The sequence below is a fragment of the Streptomyces sp. NPDC048111 genome (assembly GCF_043202815.1).
Lineage (GTDB): Bacteria > Actinomycetota > Actinomycetes > Streptomycetales > Streptomycetaceae > Streptomyces.
This window is the reverse complement of sequence record NZ_JBIDBD010000004.1, coordinates 117,172-137,155: the sequence shown is the minus strand read 5'-3', so window position 1 is coordinate 137,155 and position 19,984 is coordinate 117,172. Positions and strand designations below refer to the sequence as shown.

Genomic DNA, 19,984 nt, shown 5'->3' with positions numbered 1-19,984 from the left:
GCACATGTTCGATGCGTACAGCGAATGCTGAGAATTTCCATAAGTGACCAATGTCACGCATGGTGTTTGAGTCATCACGTGATGTGTATAAGCCACGATGGTCGCGATGTGGTTGACAGGTGCACGAAGTGAAGGAACTGTGCGCGTGATCTCTGTCCGCTCACAGTTCACAGCGAGGACCTCCACCTTGAGGCCAGCAACTTCTTTTTCGTGGCTACCGAGGCCGGGAGCCTCGCGAAGCCGAAGCTCCGTCAGATCATGGTTGCGGCCCGTCGCCGGAGCCGCCGTCCTGTCGCTCGGGTTCGGCGTCCTGGGCGCCCCGACAGCGGCGGCTGACAGCGAGGGCCACAACTTCGGCCCTGCCGATCCGAGTTGGTCTGCCAGCCCCACGAAGTCGCCCACAGCAAAGGAGAAGGCGCTCGATGTGGCACGGGCGCAGGCCAAGGAGACAGGCCGGCCAGTCGTCGTCGATTTCCTGACCACGACCGCTTCGCAGACCGTCGCCAACCCCGACGGCACTTTCAGTACGGACACCTCGGCCTCACCTGAGCGCGTCAAAGCGGTCGACGGAACCTGGCAGGGTGTCGACCCGACCTTGCACGTGAACGCCGACGGGACCATCACACCGGCTGCGGTGCCCTCCAAGCTGGTGTTCTCCGCCGGCGGTGACGGCCCGATGGCCACCATGACGACGAGCGACGGCAAGTCGCTCGCCCTCAAGGCTCCGTTCGCTTTGCCCAAACCCACCCTCAACGCTGACAGCGCGCTCTATAAGGACGTGCTTCCCGATGTCGACCTGGAACTCACCGCCACCACGCTGGGAGGCTGGCGCCAGGTTCTGGTGGTGCGCACGACGCAAGCGGCGGCGAATCCCCTGGTCCAGAAGGTTCACCTCGACGTCGTCGCCGACGGGCTGACCGTCAGCGCGGACTCCGCGGGCAACCTCAAGGCCGCCGACGCCGACGGCAAGCCACGCTTCACTGCTCCGAGCCCGATCATGTGGGACTCGAGCGCTGGGGCATCGCAGGCCGTGCCCCAGAAGGCCAAGGCCGAGCTCTCCGGGCGCAGCGTGGCCACTGGCGCTCCTGCCGGAACTTCTACTGCAGACGGTCCGGGCGTAGGTGCCACGGTGGCGCAGGTAGCGGCAACCACGAGCGGCAAAGGCATTGACCTCGTCCCCGACGCCAAGGTTCTTGGACAGGGGACCGGCCCCTGGTTCATCGACCCGGGATGGAATCCGCCGTCGACGGACAGCGGAGGCGTCCAGGCGTGGGCTCAGGTGCAAGAAGCCTTCAGGAACACAAACGAGTACAACGGCACGCAGGACGGCCAGGACACTCCCGCCACGGGGTACTGCGGGTACGTCGACACCGAGCATCCCTGCAAGCCAGAGGGCCGCACCCGCGCCTACTTTCAGGTCGGCATCGACGGCCTTCTGCACAACCGCGGCGCCTACGTCATCGAGGCGCGGCTGAAAGCCACGGTGATCGCCTCCTCCAGCCCGTCCACGAAGACGCCGATGAGCCTGTACAACACGGGCACGATCAGCAACCCCACCAGCTGGGACCACCAACCGTGCAGCACTGACTCCGTCATGGGCGGCTGTAAGAACATCGGCACCGTATGGATGTCCGGGTCAGGCGACATCGACTACGGCGTGCGCGACACCATTCGTACGGCTGTCACTAACGGTTGGCCCAACTTCACCTTCGGCTTCGCGCCGGACGATGAGACCGAGAAACACTACCGCCAGCGATTCAGCACGAAGGCGGGGCAGTCTCCCCACCTCGTCATCCAGTACGACATCAAACCCACCGCCAGCAACCCCCGCACCGGCCCCACCCCCGGCTTCGCGAGCAGCGGTTCCTACGTGCCGTGCACCGCCGGCTGGGAGAACGCCGGATGGATCGGCGCCAACGCCGATACCGTGCTCACCGTGGGAGCCAACTCGCCCACCGGTGCCACCCTTGCCACCAAGTTCAAACTCTGGGACAACGACAACAACAACAGCACGGTCAACTTCGCAACCGGTTGGGCCTCAAGCGGCGATGCCACCCTCAGCGTAGGCAGTCTCATCGACGGCCACCGCTACGGCTGGCAGTCCCTGACGACGGACGGCACGCTCAGCAGTGACGCGACGGCACCGTGTTACTTCCGGGTAGACCGCACGCCGCCGACCGCCACTGTCATCTCCACCGATTTCCCTGCTTCCGGCACACTGAACGCCCAGCCCACCAAGTACGCAGGCCAGGAGGGCACGTTCACCCTGACCGGCACCGATCCCGTAGCCCCGAAGGGGGGCCGCAGCTCGGGCCTGGCGTGTGCCCGATGGACCACTGACCCGGTCAAGGCCGCCGCCACCGGCTGGAAGTGCACCGACACTGCCACAGGCATCGTAAAACTGGCCGACGGCAAGGCCGACATCAGAATCACGCCCCCGCACTGGGGCACCAACTTCGTCTACCTGCAGACCCAGGATGACGCGGGCAACATGTCCCAACCGGCTGTCTACTCCTACTATGCGCCGTCCAACCCGAATGACCCGGTCAAGCCCGTCTTCGGCGACGTGAGCGGCGACAGGATCCCGGACGTACTGCTGTCCGATTCCGCCGGTGACCTGCGTCGCATCGGTGGCGGCACCGACCCGAACACCGCACCCAACGCGCAGTTCAAGACAGCCGATGACACCGACCCGCGTGCCGGCTTTCACTCGTCCCCCAGCGGTAACGGCTGGAAGAACACCCAGATCACCCATCGGGGCAGCCTGGGCCGCAACAACGTCGACGATCTCATTGCCCACCAGCCGGGTGACGCCGACCTCTACCTCTACTCGAACGACGTCACCGGAGGCCGTTTCGACGGCCAGGGCAAGATCGCCATAGAGAAGCCGAAGGACTGCAAAATTCCCGGCTCCACTACGACGGTGGTCTGCGCGGACTACGGCTACCGCGACGACTGGTCCAAGGTCACTCATATTGGCGCCTTCGGCTCGTTGCTCGGCGATAGCGCGGTGCAGGCCGGCACCGGCCTGTATGCCCTGCATCGCCCTTCCCTGCTCTTCGTGGAAAACGGCCGCCTATGGCTGAGCGAGGCAGGCATCACCAATCAGCTCAAACGGACCGCCACCCTGCTGTCCGCGAACGATCAGCAGTGGGACGGCTACGACCTGATCACTCCCGGACGCGCCAAGGGAACCGACCTGCCCACTCTCTGGGCCCGCTCCAAGGCCGACGGCACCCTCCGTGCTTTCCCTGTCAAGGGGACCATTGACGCGCCCGACCTGAGCGGATTCACCACCCCCGGCCAGGGCACCGTCCTCGGCACCGTCGACCCCGCCCGCTACCCCCGCGTCGGCTCCGACGGGGACCTCACCGGCGACGGCATTCCGGACCTGTGGGCCGTCGACACCAACCAGCAGCTCGTCTCCTGGAACGGCACCGGCACCGCGCCGACCACCCAAAACCCGCACCCGGAGGTCACCGGCCTCTCCCCGGACCTGACACCGCAGGGCAACCTCAACATGCCCTCCGCAGCCTGGAACCTGACCGGCCCGGCTGCCGACGGCACAGTCCCCAGCAGCACCGGCAACTATCCCGGCACCGCGGCGAACATCAGCTGGCCGACAGGCATCATCGACGGCCGCCGCAATGACTACGCCGCCTTCACCGGCCCGCAGTCGACCGTCACCACCAGCGCGTCGGTGGTCGACACCCGCACCAGCTTCACCATCAGCGCCTGGGCGAAGGCCTCCGGCGCCGGCGGCGTGATCGTCAGTCAGGACAACACCACTGCTCAGCAGAGCGACTTCCTCCTCTACCCGGACCCCGACGGATCCACCTGGCGCTTCGCCCTCTCCAATCGCACGAAAGTCACGGCTGGTTGGCAGTACGACAACACCGACGCGGTCAACGCGCAGGCGCGCATCAACCCGAACGTCTGGACGCGGCTCACCGCCGTCTACAACGCTGACACGGGTCGGATGAGCCTGTACGCCAACGGCGTGCTCGTCGGCTCCGGCAGTCACAGCAAGGCCAACAGCCCGGCGCCCACCGGCCCGCTCGTCTTTGGCCGCTACCAGGCCAAGGGCGCACCCAACCCCATGAGCACAGGCCTGTACGGAGGCGTCAGCAACCTCGCGATCTACCCCTATGCCGCGTCACTCACCGCCCCCGACGGCCGAGGGCCCATCACCGTCACCAGCTCCGCCAGCACCTGCATCGACACCGCCGACGGTCAGAGCACCGATGGCACCAAGGTGCAGATCTACACCTGCAACCAGACGGCAGCCCAGAAGCTGGAACTCCGTGACGACGGCACGCTGCGCGTCCTGGGCAAGTGCGTCGAGACGGTCAACAGCGGCACCGTCAATGGCACCCTGATCCAGCTCATGACCTGCAAAGGCACCGCGAACCAGCAGTGGCAGGCCCGCGCCGACGGTAGCTACCTCAACACCAACGCCCAACGCTGCATCGACCGAAACAACAACACGCTCGCCAATAAGACACAGCTGCAGCTGTGGGACTGCAAAGGCATAGATGCCCAGACCTGGACCACCCCCAGCCTCGGCACCACCGCCCTGCCCACCCCCGCGCCCCTGCCCGACAACAACAAGGCACCCACGCTGCCGGACAGCGGACTGATCCACAACGCCAACAGCCACCTCTGCCTGGAGATCAACAACTCCAGCAAGGACGACGGAGCGGCCGCTCAGCAATGGGCGTGCAACGGTCAAGCCGGCGCCAATTGGCAGTTCCACCCCACCGCCACCGCAGGCGTCTACGAAATCGTCAACACCAACAGCGGCAAATGCCTGGAGATCAACAACTCCAACACGGCCAACGGCGCCCACGCCCAACAGTGGACCTGCGTTCACAACGCCGCACAACAATGGACCGTCCAGCCCATCGACAACACGGGCAACTGGAACATCGCGAACCTCAACAGCGGCAAAACCCTGGAAATCGACAGCTCCAGCAAGACCGATGGCGCCCCCGCCCAGCAGTGGACCCACACCACCGACCCCAACCAGCCCAACCAAAGCTGGTATCTGTAATCAGAGCCACCTGACGTAGCGTCACCAGCACCACCGACGGCCGGTTGCCTCCCTCGCCACAGCGAAGGCGACCGGCCGTCAGTCTGTCGCGCCCCTCTCCCAGGGCATTCCGATCGCCGCCGCGGGAACGGCAAGCAGAGTGAGCTGTCGCAGCAGGAGGCAGGGCGTCGACTCGACGGACGCAGCAAGAGTACGAACGGGAAGTCCGCCCGCTGAAGAAGAAGCTCGAAGACCTCAATCGCAGGCGTTCGCATTCCCCGCGAGCACCCAAGGCGAAGCACACTGGCGCCGTGACGAGGCGGCGAGCTCAAGTGCGATGGCAACGGCAACCCGAGGGGCACCGGATAGCATCTCCGACCCGGCAGCCGTGACCTCAACCGTCACATGGCGACAGTCCCGAAGACCATCGAATTGGATAACAAAACGGGACTGATCACAGGCAATGTAGGGATGCATGACCAACACAGCAGTGATCCGCACTCAGTACTACGTTACGAACCAGTTCAGGGTGCCGTTCTTCTCCGGTCCTGACGAGCTGAGTGTCCTGGGACAGTGGGTGACGGCCGACATCCAGCTCTCGCCGCTTTCCATCCTGGAGGCGATCGACCTGGTGGCCGAGGCCAAGGCCGACCCGGGCTTCACGCCGGAGGATATGGACGGAAACGCGCACACCGCCACCATCAGCCCACAGGGCGTGCGAGTGGAGAACCACTTCGTCGAGCACGTCCAGGGTGAATTCGCCCTCGACGACGCGTTCCGCGTGCTGGTCGACTTCTGGGACTACTGCTGCCAGGCACATCCCGAAAAGGTCGATGCACGACGCCGCCAGTACGCCGAGGAGAACGGGCACGACCCGCTGGCCGGAGTCCGCGAATTCCTCGGCGCGTGAACGCCTGCGCTGAGCCACCCGCGCAGTCGCGACCAACCACGGGTGGCTCAGGGGTTACGGATGCGCCGGAAGCCGTGGGAGTGATCGTCAGCCTCGGGCGGCCTCGGCGTCGACCGGGAGTACGTCCGGGGAGAGGGCGGCGGCGCGGGCCGCGGCGGCCGTCATGCGGCGGCGGTGGTGGCGCCGGCACAGGACCTCGTAACCGATCTCGTCCGCCGCCTGGTTGACGTCGCCGACGACGACCTGGGCGCCCTCGACGACCATCCGGCCGCCGATGGTGCGGGCGTTGTGCGTGGCCCGGGCGCCGCACCAGCACAGCGCCTCGACCTGGAGCACCTCGACCCGGTCCGCGAGTTCGACGAGCCGCTGCGAGCCGGGGAAGAGCTTGGAGCGGAAGTCGGTGGTGATGCCGAAGGCGAAGACGTCGAGTTCGAGGTCGTCCACCACCCGGGCGAGCTGGTCGATCTGCTCGGGCGCGAGGAACTGGGCCTCGTCCGCGATGACGTAGTCGCAGCGCCCGCCCTTGGACAGGTGGGCGACGAGATGTGCGTAGAAGTCGAAGCCGTCGGCGGCCTCCACCGCGTCGGTCACCAGGCCGAGCCGGGACGACAGCTTGCCCGCGCCCGCCCGGTCGTCCCGCGTGAAGATCATGCCCTGGAGCCCGCGCGCGGAGCGGTTGTGCTCGATCTGAAGAGCGAGGGTGCTCTTTCCGCAGTCCATCGTTCCGGAGAAGAACACCAGCTCGGGCATGGGAGGTTGACGGCCTTTCAGGTCTGGGGAGGGGGGTGGTTACGAGCGTACTTCGAGGAGCGGTACGAGCTGTTCCACCGGGGTCATCGAGCCGTGGTTGCCGACCATCAGGGACTCGTGGGGCTCGCGCCGCGAGGCGGTGATGACGACGTCGTCGCGGGCCGCGGCCACCACGTCGCCGATCCGGCCGTACACCCGCTCGTCGATCCGGGGGCCGAACCAGCCGGCGGCGATCGCCTCGTCGCGGCCCGCCACCCAGAACTGCTCGCCGAGCACCTCGCGCCAGCAGGTCAGCACGTCGGCGGCGGCGCCCGGCACCGCGTAGACGTGGCGGGCCCGGCCCTCGCCGCCGAGCAGGGCCACGCCGGCGCGCAGTTCCCAGTCCTCGTCGAAGTCGATGCGGGACTGCTCGTCGAAGGGGATGTCGATCATGCCGTGGTCGGCGGTGATGTACAGGGCCGCGCGCGGCGGGAGCTGTTCGGCCAGGCGCTGGGCGAGCCGGTCGACGTACATCAGCTGGCCGCGCCAGGCGTCCGAGTCGACGCCGAAGCGGTGGCCCTTGCCGTCCACCTCGGAGTAGTACGTGTAGACCAACGAGCGGTCACCCGCGGCGAGTTGGGCCGCCGCGAGGTCCATGCGGTCCTCGCCGGTGAGCTTGCCGCGGAAGGTGCCGCCGCTGAGCGCGATCCGGGTGAGCGGGGTGTGCTCGAAGTCCGGCGACGACGCCTGCGCGGTGTGTACTCCGGCCCGGTCGGCCAGCTGGAAGACGGTGGGGTAGGGCTGCCAGACGTGCGGGTCGCTCCAGGGTTTCCAGCGGAGCTGGTTCATCAGCTCGTCGGTGTCCGGGTTGCGCACGGTGTAGCCGGGCAGCCCGTGCTCGCCGGGCGCCAGGCCGGTGCCGACCGAGGCGAGCGAGGTCGCGGTGGTGGCCGGGAAGCCGGCCGTGATGGGCCGCCCGGTGCCGCCGCGCGAGGTGGCGAGCAGGGAGTGCAGATAGGGCGCCTCGTCGGGGTGGGCCCCGATCTGCTCCCAGCCGAGGCCGTCGATCAGGAAGACGCAGTTGCGGTCGGCCGGGGTCAGCTCCGCGATCCGCTGCTCGCAGCCGGGTACGCCCTGCCCGGCCGCGAGGGTGGGCAGCAGATCGGCGAGCGAGCCGGTGCCGTACTCGGGGACGGGAGCGGTGTCCAAGGCGAGGGGCTCGGGGTCCTGCCAGGCGGGCTGGGCCATCAGCGGCCGGTCGCCGCGGTCGCCTCGGACAGCGCCTGGGCGAAGGCCAGGGTCTGGCGGACGGTGTCGGGGCCGTCGCCGGCCTCGCTGACGCGCAGGCTCAGGTCGTCGGCCGTCGAGTTCCCGGTGTAGCCGTGGTCGGCGTCGCAGTTGGGGTCGCCGCAGGCGGCGGGCTCCAGGTCGATCCGGGCGACCGCGCCCCAGCCGATGGTCAGGACGACCTCGCGGGGCAGGGTGCCCGGCGTGTACGACTCGGGGTTGGCGACCACCCGGCTCACCACGACCGAGGAGATCCGGCCGAGCTTCACCGACTCCGTGGAGGTGGTGGCGTACGGCGTGGGGGAACTCGTGTCCGCGTTCTGCTCGTCGGTGTGGCTGACGATGAAACGGTTGTCCGTGAGCACGAGGACCGTCACATGGCGGCGCACCTCGTTGGCGTCGAACGTCGTCTCCTGGTGCACCAGGTACGACGCGATCGGCTCCCCGCCGACAGCGGCCTCCACCGCCTCGGCCACGAGGGCCGGGTAGTAGCCGCTGCGCTCGATCGCCGCGCGGAGCCCCTGGGTCGTCGTACCGGTCTTCGCCATGGGGTCCATCTTAAGCTGCCGCCGAGGGCCGACGGCCCTCAGTAGCTGGGCAGGCGCCGGGGGCCCAGGTCGGTGCGGGGCGGGGCGGGGGCCAGGCGCACGGTCGCGTCGAGCACGGACAGGCCCCGCTGGGCGACGATGACGGGCTCAAGGCCCACCGCGACCACCTCGGGATGGTCGTCGACCAGGCGCGACACCCGCAGCAGCAGTTCTTCGAGGGCGGCGGTGTCGACCGGCGCCGAGCCGCGCCAGCCGAACAGGAGCGGGGCCGTCCTGATGGACCGCAGCAGCTCGGAGGCGTCACGGTCGGTGGCCGGAATGAGCCGGTGCGCGGTGTCGCCGAGCAGTTCGGAGGCGGCGCCCGCGAGGCCGAAGGACAGCACCGCGCCGACCGCGGAGTCGATCGAGGCGCGCACCACCGTGTCCACCCCGCGCGCCACCATGGCCTGCACGACCGGCCTCAGCTCCTCGGGCCTGCCGAGGCTCGCGGTCAATTCGGCGTAGGCGCGGGCGAGTTGGTGCTCGTCGGCGAGGTCGAGGCGTACGCCGCCGAGGTCGGGGCGGTGGCGCAGGTGCGGGGCGGTGGTCTTGAGGGCGACCGGGTAGCCGAGCCGGCGGGCGGCTTCGGCGGCGCTCGCCGGGTCGGGCGCGGGCAGTGCGCGGCGCACGGGGATGCCGTAGCGGCCGAGCAGTTCCTCGGCGTCCGGGGCGGCGAGGGTCAGGCCCCGGGGGTCGGGGGCGGGGCCGAGGAGGCGTTCGATCAGGGCGGCGGCCCCCGCCTCGTCGATGTCGTCGTACTCCCCCGCCCGGCCGGGCTCGGCGGCCTCGCGGCGCCAGCGCGCGTAGCGGACGGCCTCGGCCAGCGCGCGGACGGCCCGCTCGGCGGCGGGGTAGGCGGGGATGCGGGAGGCCTCGCGGGGCGCCGCGGGGTCGGCGCCCGGGCCGGCGGAAGGGGTGTCGGCGGGCCCCGGCGGCGGCCCGCCCGCTGGGGTGACGCGCGTCCCTGCGCCCGGCCCGTCGGCGGGGACGCCGATGGATCCGCGGGCCGATCCGCCGGCCGAGGCGCGCTCGCTCGGCCCGCCGGAAGACCCGCCGGCCGAGGCGCGCTCGCCCGGCCCGCCGGAAGACCCGCCGGCCGAGGCGCCGAAGGACGTCACGGGCGGCCGGGGCTCGGGGGCCGGCGACCCGTCGGCGGGGGCGGGGGTGCCCCCGGGCTCCCGCTCCTCACGAGCCGAAGGGGTGGGGCCGGGCGGCTGGGGCGCGCTGCGGGTCACCGTTCTGGCGGCGGCCGACAGCGCCTCCGCGAGGCCGCCGATCTCCACGTGGACCACCGCGACCGGCTTCGCCGGGGCCGTCGCCGCCGCCTCGCGCAGGGCGTCCGCGAGGACCTGCCCGTCGCCGGACTCCATCGCCCCGTTCTCGCCCACCCAGGGGATCGCGGTGACCACCACCGCGTCGCACGCGTCGTCGGCGAGGGCGGCGGCGAGGGCCGCGCGGAAGTCCGCCGGGGTCGCCCCCGTGGTCAGGTCGAGGGGCCGCAGCGGACGCAGCCCCTCGGTCAGGCAGGCGTCGTAGGTGAGCAGACCGAGCGATTCGGAGTTGCCGAGGATCGCCACCCTCGGCCCGGCCGGCAGCGGCTGGCCCGCGAGCAGCAGGCCGGCGTCCACGAGCTCGGTGACCGTGCCGACCAGGATGACCCCCGCCTGGCGCAGCAGCGCCGAGACGGTGGCGTCCGGCACCCGCGTCACCGGGACGGCGTGGCCCGGCGGGGTGGTGCCGCTGTGCCGGGCGCCCTTGACGACCACGACGGGCTTGGCGGCGGCCGTGCGCCTTGCGAGGCGGGTGAACTTCCGCGGGTTGCCGATGGATTCGAGGTACAGGAGCACCACGTCGGTGGCGGGGTCCTCGTACCAGTACTGCAGGAAGTCGTTGCCGGAGAGGTCGGCGCGGTTGCCCGACGAGATGAACGTGGACAGGCCCGCGCCGCGCCGGTACAGACCGGACAGGAGCGCGATGCCGATCGCGCCCGACTGGGTGAACAGGCCGATGCGCCCCGCGGGCGGCGCCTCGGGGGCGAGCGAGGCGTTCAGGCGCACCCCCTCGGCGGTGTTGATGATGCCGAACGCGTTGGGCCCGATCAGCCGCATCCCGTACGAGCGGGCCTGGCGGACCAGGGCGCGCTGGCGCTCGCGGCCCCGCTCGCCGCTCTCCGCGTACTCGGCCGCGAGCACCACCAGGCTCTGGACGCCGTGCTCGCCGCAGTCGGCGACGGCCTCCGGCACCCGTTCGGCGGGCACCGCGATGACGGCGAGGTCGACGGGTTCGCCGATCGCGCCGACGCCGGCGTACGCGGGCACGCCCTCGATCTCGTGCCGGCCCGGGCCGAGCGCCTTGTTCACCGCGTACGTGCGCCCGGTGAATCCGGCGTCCAGGACGTTGCGCAGCACCGCGCGGCCGACGCCGCCGGGCCCGCGCCCCGCGCCGATGACCGCGACCGAGCCGGGGGCCAGGAGGCGCTGCACCGAGCGGGCCTCGGCGCGGTGCTCGCGGGCGCGCTGCACGGCGAGGGACTCGGCGGTGGGCTCCAGATCGAGGGTGAGGCGGACCGAGCCGTCCTCGAAGGAGCGCTTCTGCTGATAGCCGGCGTCCGTGAACACCTTGATCATTTTGCTGTTGGCGGGCAGCACCTCGGCGGCGAACCGCCTGATCCCGCGCTCACGGGCGACCGCCGCGATGTGTTCGAGCAGGGTGGAGGCGACGCCCCGGCCCTGGTGGGCGTCCTGGACGAGGAAGGCGACCTCGGCCTCGTCGGCGGGGGCGGAGGCGGGCCGGCCCTGGGCATTGATCCGGTCGTAGCGGACGGTCGCGATGAACTCTCCGCCGATGGTCGCGGCCAGGCCCACCCGGTCGACGTAGTCGTGATGGGTGAAGCGGTGGACGTCCTTGGCGGACAGGCGCGGGTAGGGCGCGAAGAAGCGGTAGTACTTCGACTCGTCCGAGACCAGTTCGTAGAACGAGACGAGACGCTCGGCGTCCTCGGTGGTGATGGGCCTGATGCGCGCGGTGCCGCCGTCGCGCAGCACCACGTCGGCCTCCCAGTGAGCGGGGTACGCGGGGTCGGACGCCGTCGTCATACCGAAAGCGTACGGGTCGCGGGGCGGTACGGGCCGGGGCAAGGTGAGGGGGGCCGATCGGCGGCGCGTCCGGGCCCAAGGTCGGTACGAGCACCGCGCACCGCATGAGAGACTGGTCTAGACAACCGTCAGAGATTTCGAAGGGCAACACCATGGCTGAGCGCCGCGTCAACGTCGGCTGGGCCGAGGGCCTGCACGCCCGCCCCGCGTCCATCTTCGTCCGTGCCGCCACGGCTGCCGGAGTCCCCATGACCATCGCCAAGGCCGACGGCAACCCGGTCAACGCCGCGTCCATGCTCGCGGTGCTCGGCCTGGGTGCGCAGGGCGGCGAGGAGATCGTGCTGGCCTCCGACGCCGAGGGTGCGGACGCCGCGCTCGACCGGCTGGCCAAGCTGGTCGCCGAAGGTCTTGAGGAGCTTCCCGAGACCGTCTGATCCCGCTCCGGGCGGGCCCTCGGGGTCTGGTCGGTGTCAGGACCGCGTCTCCACGGGGGACCGCGGGGCCCGTCTGGGCCCGGCGGTCCTTCTGTCTTTTGCGCCCTCCCGGGGCGTTCGGGAGCCTCCCCCCCCAAGACCTCGGCCGTCTGCGGGCCGTGGTCGCTTCTTGCGCCGTTCCCCGCGCCCCTCGAACCCGCTCTCGCCCGCGGACCGTGCTCGCTGCTCGCGCCGTTCCCCGCGCCCCTTAAACCCCCTTTCGCCCGCGGGCCGTGGGCGCTGCTCGCGCCGTTCCCCGCGCCCCCAAAACCCCCTCCCGCCCGCGGACCGTGCTCGCTCCAAAACCTCGGCCGTCTCTGCGGGACGACATTTTCGTTCTTGAGCGGAAGCGGCCGGCGCCGCCGCATTCCGAAAAGTGGGCCGCTGAATTCCCTGGGGCCACGGTCGCTCGGGCTCTGCTCTTTTCTTCGTATACGGCCGGCACGTCAAACGCGGGCGTCCGCCGTGTTGTCGTCGTGTTGCGAAGTCCTCACGGCCGGTGCGGGGCGCAGCCGGTGGGCCGAAAAGGACCGTTCGGCGTGCCGGGCCGCGAGGGCTCGGGCCCGTTCGGCGTCGCCGCGGGTGACCGCGTCGGTGAGGGCGCCGCGCTCGGCCCACGTCTCGCGGGGTTCCCCCACCTCCACGGCGTACATCCACGCGGTCTTGTGCCGCAGCTGGGTGAGCAGGGCGATGAGGCCGGGGCTGGCGCAGGCCTGGGCGAGGGTCTCGTGGAACCAGCCGTCGAGGGACCGCAGATCCTCCTCCTGGCCGCGCCGCACCCGTTCCTGACCCAGCCTCACCAGGCCGTGCAGGACCTTGAGTTGAGCCGCGGTGCGCCGGCGGGCCGCCCGCGCGGCGGCCAACGGCTCCAGCAGGGCGCGCAGTTCGAGGAGATCGGCCGCCTCCGTCTCGCTCGGCTCGGCCACCCAGGCGCCGGCGTGCCTGCGGGTGGTCACGAACCCCTCCGACTCCAGCGTGCGCAGGGCCTCGCGGACCGGTACGCGCGAGACGCCGTAACGGCGGGCCAGGAGTTCCTCGGTGAGCCGGACGCCCCGTTCGTGCACTCCCGCGACGATGTCGTCGCGTATGGCCGTGCATACCGAATGCGCGGGAATACGCATGGCGAACCTCCGTCTTGAATCCGCGAAGGGCGGTCGTCCGACGCCTGGTCCGGTGACTTTAGGGCAGCCCGTGTTAATTCCGGATGACGGATCCGGGCGAGGAATACCTTCCGGCCAACGCGAAGGCCCCCGGCGGCGTGCCGGGGGCCTTCGGTGTGCGCGGGGGACGCGTCAGACGGTGACGCCGTGCGAGCGCAGGTAGGCGATCGGGTCGATGTCCGAGCCGTAGTCCGGGCCGGTGCGGGCCTCGAAGTGGAGGTGCGGGCCGGTGGTGTTGCCGGTGTTGCCCGAGAGGGCGATCTGCTGGCCCGGCTCCACGGTCTGACCGACGGAGACCTGGATGACCGAGAGGTGGCCGTACTGCGTGTAGGTGCCGTCGTGCATCCGGATGACGATGTTGTTGCCGTAGGCGCCACCGTCGCCGGCCTCGACCACGGTGCCCAGACCCACGGCGTGCACCGAGGTGCCGATCCCCGCGTGGAAGTCGATGCCGGTGTGGCTGCCGGAGGACCACAGGGATCCGCCGGTCTTGTAGCCGGTGGACACATAGCTGCCGGAGATCGGCGCGACGAAGCTGTTGAGGCGCTTGCGCTCGGCCTCGCGTGCGGCGCGCTCCCTGGCCTCGCGGGCCTCCTTGACGCGCTGCTCGGCCGCGCGCTTGGCGGCGGCCTCGGCCGCGGCCTTCGCCTCGGCCTTCACGGCGGCCTGCTTCTGCGCGTCGGCCTGGGCGCCGAGCTGATCGGCGAGGGAGTCGCCGATGACGATGGCCTGGGTCAGACCAGTGTCGGTCGCGGGGGCCGGGGCGGCGACGGCCGGGGAGGCGAGGGTGCCCACGACGCCGGCGGTGGCGAGGGTGGCGATGCCCGCGATGTTCGCGCTGCGGCGCGTCATACGGCTGGGCGCGCGATGCTTCCCGGTGGCACGGGTGAACGCCATGAAGTGGCGGTGTCCTTTCCTTCCATCTCGCCTACCGGGTTAGCTGACGGGTTCGGAGCAGGAAGGTCTCCTACGGGCTCCTCCGCGGGCGGAGGCGTCCGATTCACCCCAGGGACTGAATGGGTCCCCGGCTCCCCTGGCTCGCGCCGTACGGGGACTCGGCGATCACTGTCCGGTGCCGCGGCTGCGACGGTCGAGACGGACAGCGGGACTGACGCTAAACGGCTGATCTTTCAATCACCAAACAGACGCCACTTTTTGTAGCGCACGCCACATGACAGACAGGCAACCTCCCCAATAAACCGGACATACGGGAGGACCCCGGCGGCGCATCCGCCACCGGGGTCCCCTTCGTCCTGTCCGGCCCGGGCGCCCCGACGGGCTCCCGCGGCCCCAATCAGCCGGTGACGACGCTCACTTCACCGATGCCGAGCGCCCGCACCGGCTCGGCGATCTGCGCCGCGTCGCCCACCAGGACCGTCACCAGCCGGTCGGCCGGGAAGGCGTTGACGACCGCGGCCGTCGCCTCCACGGTGCCGGTCTCGGCGAGCTGGGCGTAGAGCTGGGCCTGGTAGTCGTCCGGCAGGAACTGCTCGACCTGGTCGGCCAGCGTGCCCGCGACGGCCGCCGCCGTCTCGTACTTGAGCGGGGCGACGCCCACCAGGTTCTGCACGGCCGTCTCGCGCTCGGCGTCCGTGAGGCCCTCGGCGGCCAGGGTGCGCAGCACCTTCCACAGGTCGTCGAGGGCGGGACCGGTGTTGGGGGTGTCGACCGAGCCGCTGATGGCCAGCATCGCGGCGCCGCCGTCGGGCCCCGAGCGCAGCACCTGGCCGAAGGAGCGCACGCCGTACGTGTAGCCCTTCTCCTCGCGCAGCACCCGGTCCAGACGGGAGGTCAGGGTGCCGCCCAGGCAGTACGTGCCGAGCACCTGGGCCGCCCAGACGCGGTCGTGGCGGTCGGGACCGATGCGGCCGATGAGCAGCTGGGTCTGGACGGCGCCGGGCCGGTCCACGATGACGACCCGGCCGGTGTCGTCGGCGGTGATCGGCGGGACGGGGCGCGGCTCGGCGGTGTCGCCGCTCCAGTCGCCCAGGGTCTCCGCGAGGATCGCGTCCAGGTCGGTGCCCGCGAGGTCGCCGACCACGACGGTGACGGTCGTGGCGGGGCGCACGTGCGCGTCGTAGAAGGCGCGCACCGCTGCCGCGTCGATGGCGGCGACGGTCTCCTCGGTGCCCTGGCGGGGCCGGGAGATGCGGGCGGCGGCCGGGAAGAGCTCCTTGGAGAGCTGCTTGGCCGCGCGGCGGGCCGGGTTGGCCTGCTCGTGCGGGATCTCGTCGAGCCGGTTGGCCACCAGGCGCTCGATCTCGGCGTCGGCGAACGCGGGGGCCCGCAGCGCCTCGGCGAGCAGCGAGAGCGCCTTGGGGAGCCGGGAGACGGGGACTTCGAGGGAGACCCGGACGCCGGGGTGGTCGGCGTGCGCGTCGAGGGTGGCGCCGCAGCGCTCCAGCTCGGCGGCGAACTCCTCGGCCGAGTGCTTGTCGGTGCCCTCGGTCAGCGCCCTCGCCATGATCGTGGCGACGCCGTCGAGGCCCTCCGGCTCGGCGTCCAGGGGCGCCGCGAGGAAGATCTCGACGGCCACGACCTGCTGTCCGGGCCGGTGGCAGCGCAGCACGGTCATGCCGTTGGCCAGCGTGCCGCGCTCGGGGGCCGGGAAGGCCCACGGGGTGGGGGTGCCGGCGGTCGGCTGCGGGTGGAACTCCATGGTCACGACAGCGTCCGTCACAGGCCCGCCCCTTCTTCCTCTTCGGTGCCCGCCTCGGAGGCCGCGGTGGGCTCGTACACCAGGACCGCCCGGTTGTCCGGGCGCAGTTTCGCCGCGGCCACCGCCTTGACCTCGTCGGCGGTGATCTCCAGGACGCGGTCGACGGCGGTCAGGGCCAGCTGCGGGTCCCCGAACAGGACGGCGTAGCGGCACAGTTCGTCGGCGCGGCCGGCCACGGTGCCCAGGCGGTCGAGCCATTCGCGCTCCAACTGGGCCTGAGCGCGCTCCATCTCCTCCGCGGTCGGGCCCTCGGCGGCGAACCGGGCGAGCTCCTCGTCGACCGCGCTCTCGATCGCGCCGACCTCGACGCCGGCGGACGTCTTGACGTCCAGCCAGCCGAGCGAGGGCGCGCCCGCCAGACGCAGCAGGCCGAAGCCGGCCGCCACCGCGCTGCGGTCCCTGCGGACCAGGCGGTTGTGCAGCCGGGACGACTCGCCGCCGCCGAGGACGGTCAGCGCCAGGTCGGCCGCGTCGGCCTCGCGGGTGCCGTCGTGCGGCAGCCGGTAGGCGGCCATCAGGGCGCGCGCCGGGACGTCCTCCTCGACGACCTCGCGCAGCTGGCCGCCGATGGTGTCGGGCAGCGTGCCGTCGCGCGGCGGCTGCTTGCCGTCGTGCCCGGGGATCGACCCGAAGTACTTCTCCACCCAGGCCAGCGTCTGCTCGGGGTCGATGTCGCCGACGACGGAGAGCACCGCGTTGTTGGGCGCGTAGTACGTGCGGAAGAACTGCCGCGCGTCGTCCAGGGTCGCCGCGTCCAGGTCGGCCATCGAGCCGATCGGGGTGTGGTGGTAGGGGTGGCCCTCGGGGTAGGCGAGCGCGGTCAGCTTCTCGAAGGCGGTGCCGTAGGGCACGTTGTCGTAGCGCTGGCGGCGCTCGTTCTTGACGACGTCGCGCTGGTTTTCCATGGACTGCTCGTCCAGCGCGGCGAGCAGCGAGCCCATGCGGTCGGCCTCCAGCCAGAGCGCGAGCTCCACCTGGTGGGCGGGCATGGTCTCGAAGTAGTTGGTGCGCTCGAAGCTGGTGGTGCCGTTCAGCGAACCGCCCGCCCCCTGCACCAGCTCGAAGTGGCCGTTGCCGTGCACCTGCTGGGAGCCCTGGAACATGAGGTGCTCGAAGAGGTGGGCGAGGCCGGTGCGGCCCTTGACCTCGTGGCGCGAGCCGACGTCGTACCAGAGGCACACCGCGGCGACCGGGGTCAGGTGGTCCTCGGAGAGCACCACGCGCAGGCCATTGGCCAGCCGGTGCTCAGTCGCCGTCAGACCGCCGGAGGCGGCCTGCGCTGTGGCCGTGTGACCCATGGGCATGTACGTCCCTTCGTTCGCGATGTGCAGTACCGCTGTGTGAAGTACTGGCGGAGGAAGCCCTGCGTGCTGAAGTCCTGCCACTGTATGCAAGCGCGCGGGCACCTGGCGAAGTTCCCGGGTCGCGGTCGGCGTTGTCAGTGGGACGGTCCACAATGGTCGGATCCAGACCCGACCGGTACGTGAAGGAGCAGCAGCCGCGATGGCCCGCCGCAGCACGAAGACCCCGCCGCCGCCCGACGACTTCGAGGAGCGGATCCTCGACATCGACGTCGTCGACGAGATGCAGGGCTCCTTCCTCGAGTACGCGTACTCCGTGATCTACTCGCGGGCCCTGCCGGACGCGCGGGACGGCATGAAGCCCGTCCAGCGCCGCATCGTCTACCAGATGAACGAGATGGGCCTGCGCCCCGACCGCGGCTATGTGAAGTGCGCCCGGGTCGTCGGCGAGGTGATGGGCAAGCTGCACCCGCACGGCGACGCCTCGATCTACGACGCCCTGGTGCGCATGGCGCAGCCGTTCTCGATGCGGCTGCCGCTGGTCAACGGCCACGGCAACTTCGGCTCGCTGGGCAACGACGACCCGCCGGCCGCGATGCGGTACACCGAGTGCAAGATGGCCGACGCCACCTCGCTGATGACGGAGTCGATCGACGAGGACACGGTCGACTTCGCCTCCAACTACGACGGCCAGGAGCAGGAGCCGGTGGCCCTGCCGGCCGCGTATCCGAACCTGCTGGTCAACGGCTCGTCCGGGATCGCGGTCGGCATGGCCACCAACATGCCGCCGCACAACCTGGGCGAGGTCATCGCCGCCGCCCGCCATCTGATCCGCCATCCGCAGGCGGACCTGGAGGCGCTGATGCGCTTCGTGCCGGGCCCCGACCTGCCGACGGGCGGGCGGATCGTGGGTCTGCAGGGCATCAAGGACGCGTACGAGTCGGGCCGCGGCACCTTCAAGATCCGGGCCACCGTCTCGGTGGAGAACGTGACGGCGCGCCGCAAGGGCCTGGTCGTCACCGAGCTGCCGTTCACGGTCGGCCCGGAGAAGGTCATCTCCAAGATCAAGGACCTGGTCGGCGCGAAGAAGCTCCAGGGCATCGCCGACGTGAAGGACCTGACGGACCGTTCGCACGGTCTGCGCCTGGTCATCGAGATCAAGAACGGCTTCGTGCCCGAGGCCGTTCTGGAACAGCTCTACAAGCTGACGCCGATGGAGGAGTCCTTCGGCATCAACAACGTGGCCCTGGTGGACGGGCAGCCGCTCACGCTCGGGCTCAAGGAGCTGCTGGAGGTCTACCTCGACCACCGCTTCGACGTGGTGCGCCGGCGCAGCGAGTTCCGCCGCACCAAGCGCCGCGACCGGTTGCACCTGGTCGAGGGCCTGCTCGTCGCGCTGGTCGACATCGACGAGGTCATCAGGATCATCCGGTCGAGTGACAACTCGGCGCAGGCGAAGGAGCGGCTCATCGAGCACTTCTCGCTGAGCGAGATCCAGACGCAGTACATCCTGGACACGCCGCTGCGCCGGCTCACCCGGTTCGACCGGATCGAGCTGGAGAGCGAGCGCGACCGGCTGACGGGCGAGATCGACGAGCTGACCGGGATCCTGGATTCGGACGCGGAGCTGCGCAAGCTGGTCTCGGCCGAACTGGCCGCGGTCGCCAAGAAGTTCAGCACCGACCGCCGCACCGTGCTCCTGGAGTCGGCGGGCGCCCCGGTGGCCGCGGCCCTCCAGGTCGCCGACGACCCGTGCCGGGTGCTGCTCTCCTCCACGGGCCTGCTCGCCCGTACGGCGAACGCCGACCGGTTCGTGCCGGGTGAGGACGACAAGCGCGTCAAGCACGACGTGATCGTCTCGGCGGTGGCCGCCACCCAGCGGGGCGACGTGGGCGTGGTGACGTCCGCCGGGCGGCTGCTGCGCCTCGCGGTGATCGACCTGCCGCAGCTGCCGGACACGGCCTCCGCGCCCAACCTGTCGGGCGGCGCCCCGGTCTCGGAGTTCCTCTCCTCGCTCGAACCGGACGAGTCGGTGGTGTGTCTGACCACGCTCGACGAGTCCTCGCCGGGCCTCGCGCTCGGCACCGAGCAGGGCGTCGTCAAGCGCGTGGTGCCCGACTACCCGGCGAACAAGGACGAGTTGGAGGTCATCACCCTCAAGGACGGTGACCGCGTCGTGGGCGCGACCGAGCTGCGCACCGGCGAGGAGGACCTGGTCTTCATCACCGACGACGCCCAGTTGCTGCGCTACCAGGCGAGCCAGGTGCGCCCCCAGGGCAGGCCGGCGGGCGGCATGGCCGGCATCAAGCTGACCGACGGCGCCAAGGTCATCTCGTTCACGGCCGTCGATCCGGCCGGGGACGCGACGGTGTTCACGGTCGCCGGGTCGCGGGACACCCTGCTCGGGGACACCGCGGTGTCCGCGAAGCTGACCCCCTTCGACCAGTACCCGCGCAAGGGCCGGGCCACCGGCGGGGTGCGCTGCCAGCGGTTCCTCAAGGGGGAGGACGTCCTGGTCCTCGCCTGGGCGGGCCCGGCGCCGGCCCGGGCGGCGCAGGCCAACGGCGCGCCGGCCCAGCTCCCGAAGGCCGACCCGCGCCGCGACGGCTCGGGCACGCCGCTGCCGTCGCCGGTGGCGGTCCTTTCGGGGCCGGCCTCGTAACGGGCGAGGCGCCGACTAGCCGAGCGGGC

The 19,984-nt window shown here is 70.8% G+C and carries 12 protein-coding genes and 1 riboswitch; of the genes, 4 read left to right on the top strand and 8 right to left on the bottom strand.

The window, feature by feature from the left end; all coding sequences use genetic code 11:
* Positions 1 to 424 precede the first annotated feature (424 nt).
* Together ACGF3I_RS10790 and ACGF3I_RS10785 are read left to right on the top strand one after the other, a co-directional pair.
* Complete coding sequence (locus ACGF3I_RS10790; protein ID WP_393130324.1) at positions 425 to 5,053, top strand: RICIN domain-containing protein; 4,629 nt, start codon at positions 425 to 427, stop codon at positions 5,051 to 5,053.
* A 454-nt stretch (positions 5,054 to 5,507) separates the two neighbouring features.
* A complete protein-coding gene (locus tag ACGF3I_RS10785; protein ID WP_393130322.1) occupies positions 5,508 to 5,942 on the top strand; it encodes a hypothetical protein in 435 nt (144 codons plus the stop codon).
* An 87-nt stretch (positions 5,943 to 6,029) separates the two neighbouring features.
* Here ACGF3I_RS10785 and ACGF3I_RS10780 read toward each other — a convergent pair whose 3' ends face one another.
* From ACGF3I_RS10780 to ACGF3I_RS10765, 4 genes are read right to left on the bottom strand one after another with little or no spacing between them, the layout of a single operon-like run.
* Positions 6,030 to 6,692 (bottom strand): thymidine kinase, encoded by a 663-nt coding sequence (locus ACGF3I_RS10780; protein ID WP_393130320.1) that lies wholly within the window; start codon positions 6,690 to 6,692, stop codon positions 6,030 to 6,032.
* Between the two features lie 39 nt (positions 6,693 to 6,731).
* On the bottom strand, positions 6,732 to 7,919 hold the full coding sequence (locus ACGF3I_RS10775; RefSeq protein ID WP_393130318.1) for an alkaline phosphatase family protein: 1,188 nt from the start codon (positions 7,917 to 7,919) through the stop codon (positions 6,732 to 6,734).
* Positions 7,919 to 8,506 (bottom strand): DUF5998 family protein, encoded by a 588-nt coding sequence (locus ACGF3I_RS10770; protein WP_053725537.1) that lies wholly within the window; start codon positions 8,504 to 8,506, stop codon positions 7,919 to 7,921. Before ACGF3I_RS10770 ends, ACGF3I_RS10775 begins: the two co-directional genes overlap by 1 nt.
* Before the next feature lie 38 nt (positions 8,507 to 8,544).
* Entirely contained in the window at positions 8,545 to 11,640 is a 3,096-nt protein-coding gene (locus tag ACGF3I_RS10765) for a GNAT family N-acetyltransferase (RefSeq protein ID WP_393130316.1), read from the bottom strand.
* A 152-nt stretch (positions 11,641 to 11,792) separates the two neighbouring features.
* On the opposite strand from ACGF3I_RS10765, the gene ACGF3I_RS10760 reads away from it, so the two are divergent.
* The gene (locus tag ACGF3I_RS10760; RefSeq protein WP_100575907.1) at positions 11,793 to 12,074 is read left to right on the top strand and encodes an HPr family phosphocarrier protein; all 282 of its coding nucleotides are present in this window, start codon (positions 11,793 to 11,795) and stop codon (positions 12,072 to 12,074) included.
* A gap of 485 nt (positions 12,075 to 12,559) precedes the next feature.
* Here ACGF3I_RS10760 and ACGF3I_RS10755 read toward each other — a convergent pair whose 3' ends face one another.
* The 4 genes from ACGF3I_RS10755 to ACGF3I_RS10740 all read right to left on the bottom strand — a co-directional run bounded on the left by ACGF3I_RS10755 (position 12,560) and on the right by ACGF3I_RS10740 (position 17,296).
* Positions 12,560 to 13,234, bottom strand: a complete 675-nt coding sequence (locus ACGF3I_RS10755) for a GntR family transcriptional regulator (protein WP_393130313.1) — start codon at positions 13,232 to 13,234, stop codon at positions 12,560 to 12,562.
* A 171-nt stretch (positions 13,235 to 13,405) separates the two neighbouring features.
* Complete coding sequence (locus ACGF3I_RS10750; RefSeq protein ID WP_393130311.1) at positions 13,406 to 14,170, bottom strand: M23 family metallopeptidase; 765 nt, start codon at positions 14,168 to 14,170, stop codon at positions 13,406 to 13,408.
* 13 nt (positions 14,171 to 14,183) lie between these two features.
* Positions 14,184 to 14,344, bottom strand: a riboswitch (cyclic di-AMP (ydaO/yuaA leader).
* 223 nt (positions 14,345 to 14,567) lie between these two features.
* Positions 14,568 to 15,932 carry a M16 family metallopeptidase gene (locus tag ACGF3I_RS10745; RefSeq protein WP_393130618.1) on the bottom strand — a complete coding sequence of 455 codons (1,365 nt, stop codon included), beginning with the start codon at positions 15,930 to 15,932 and terminating at the stop codon, positions 14,568 to 14,570.
* Positions 15,933 to 15,949: 17 nt separating this feature from the next.
* Positions 15,950 to 17,296 carry a M16 family metallopeptidase gene (locus ACGF3I_RS10740; RefSeq protein ID WP_393130309.1) on the bottom strand — a complete coding sequence of 449 codons (1,347 nt, stop codon included), beginning with the start codon at positions 17,294 to 17,296 and terminating at the stop codon, positions 15,950 to 15,952.
* A 199-nt stretch (positions 17,297 to 17,495) separates the two neighbouring features.
* On the opposite strand from ACGF3I_RS10740, the gene ACGF3I_RS10735 reads away from it, so the two are divergent.
* Positions 17,496 to 19,955, top strand: coding sequence for a DNA topoisomerase (ATP-hydrolyzing) subunit A (locus ACGF3I_RS10735; RefSeq protein ID WP_393130307.1), 2,460 nt, complete (start codon positions 17,496 to 17,498; stop codon positions 19,953 to 19,955).
* Positions 19,956 to 19,984: the final 29 nt, after the last annotated feature.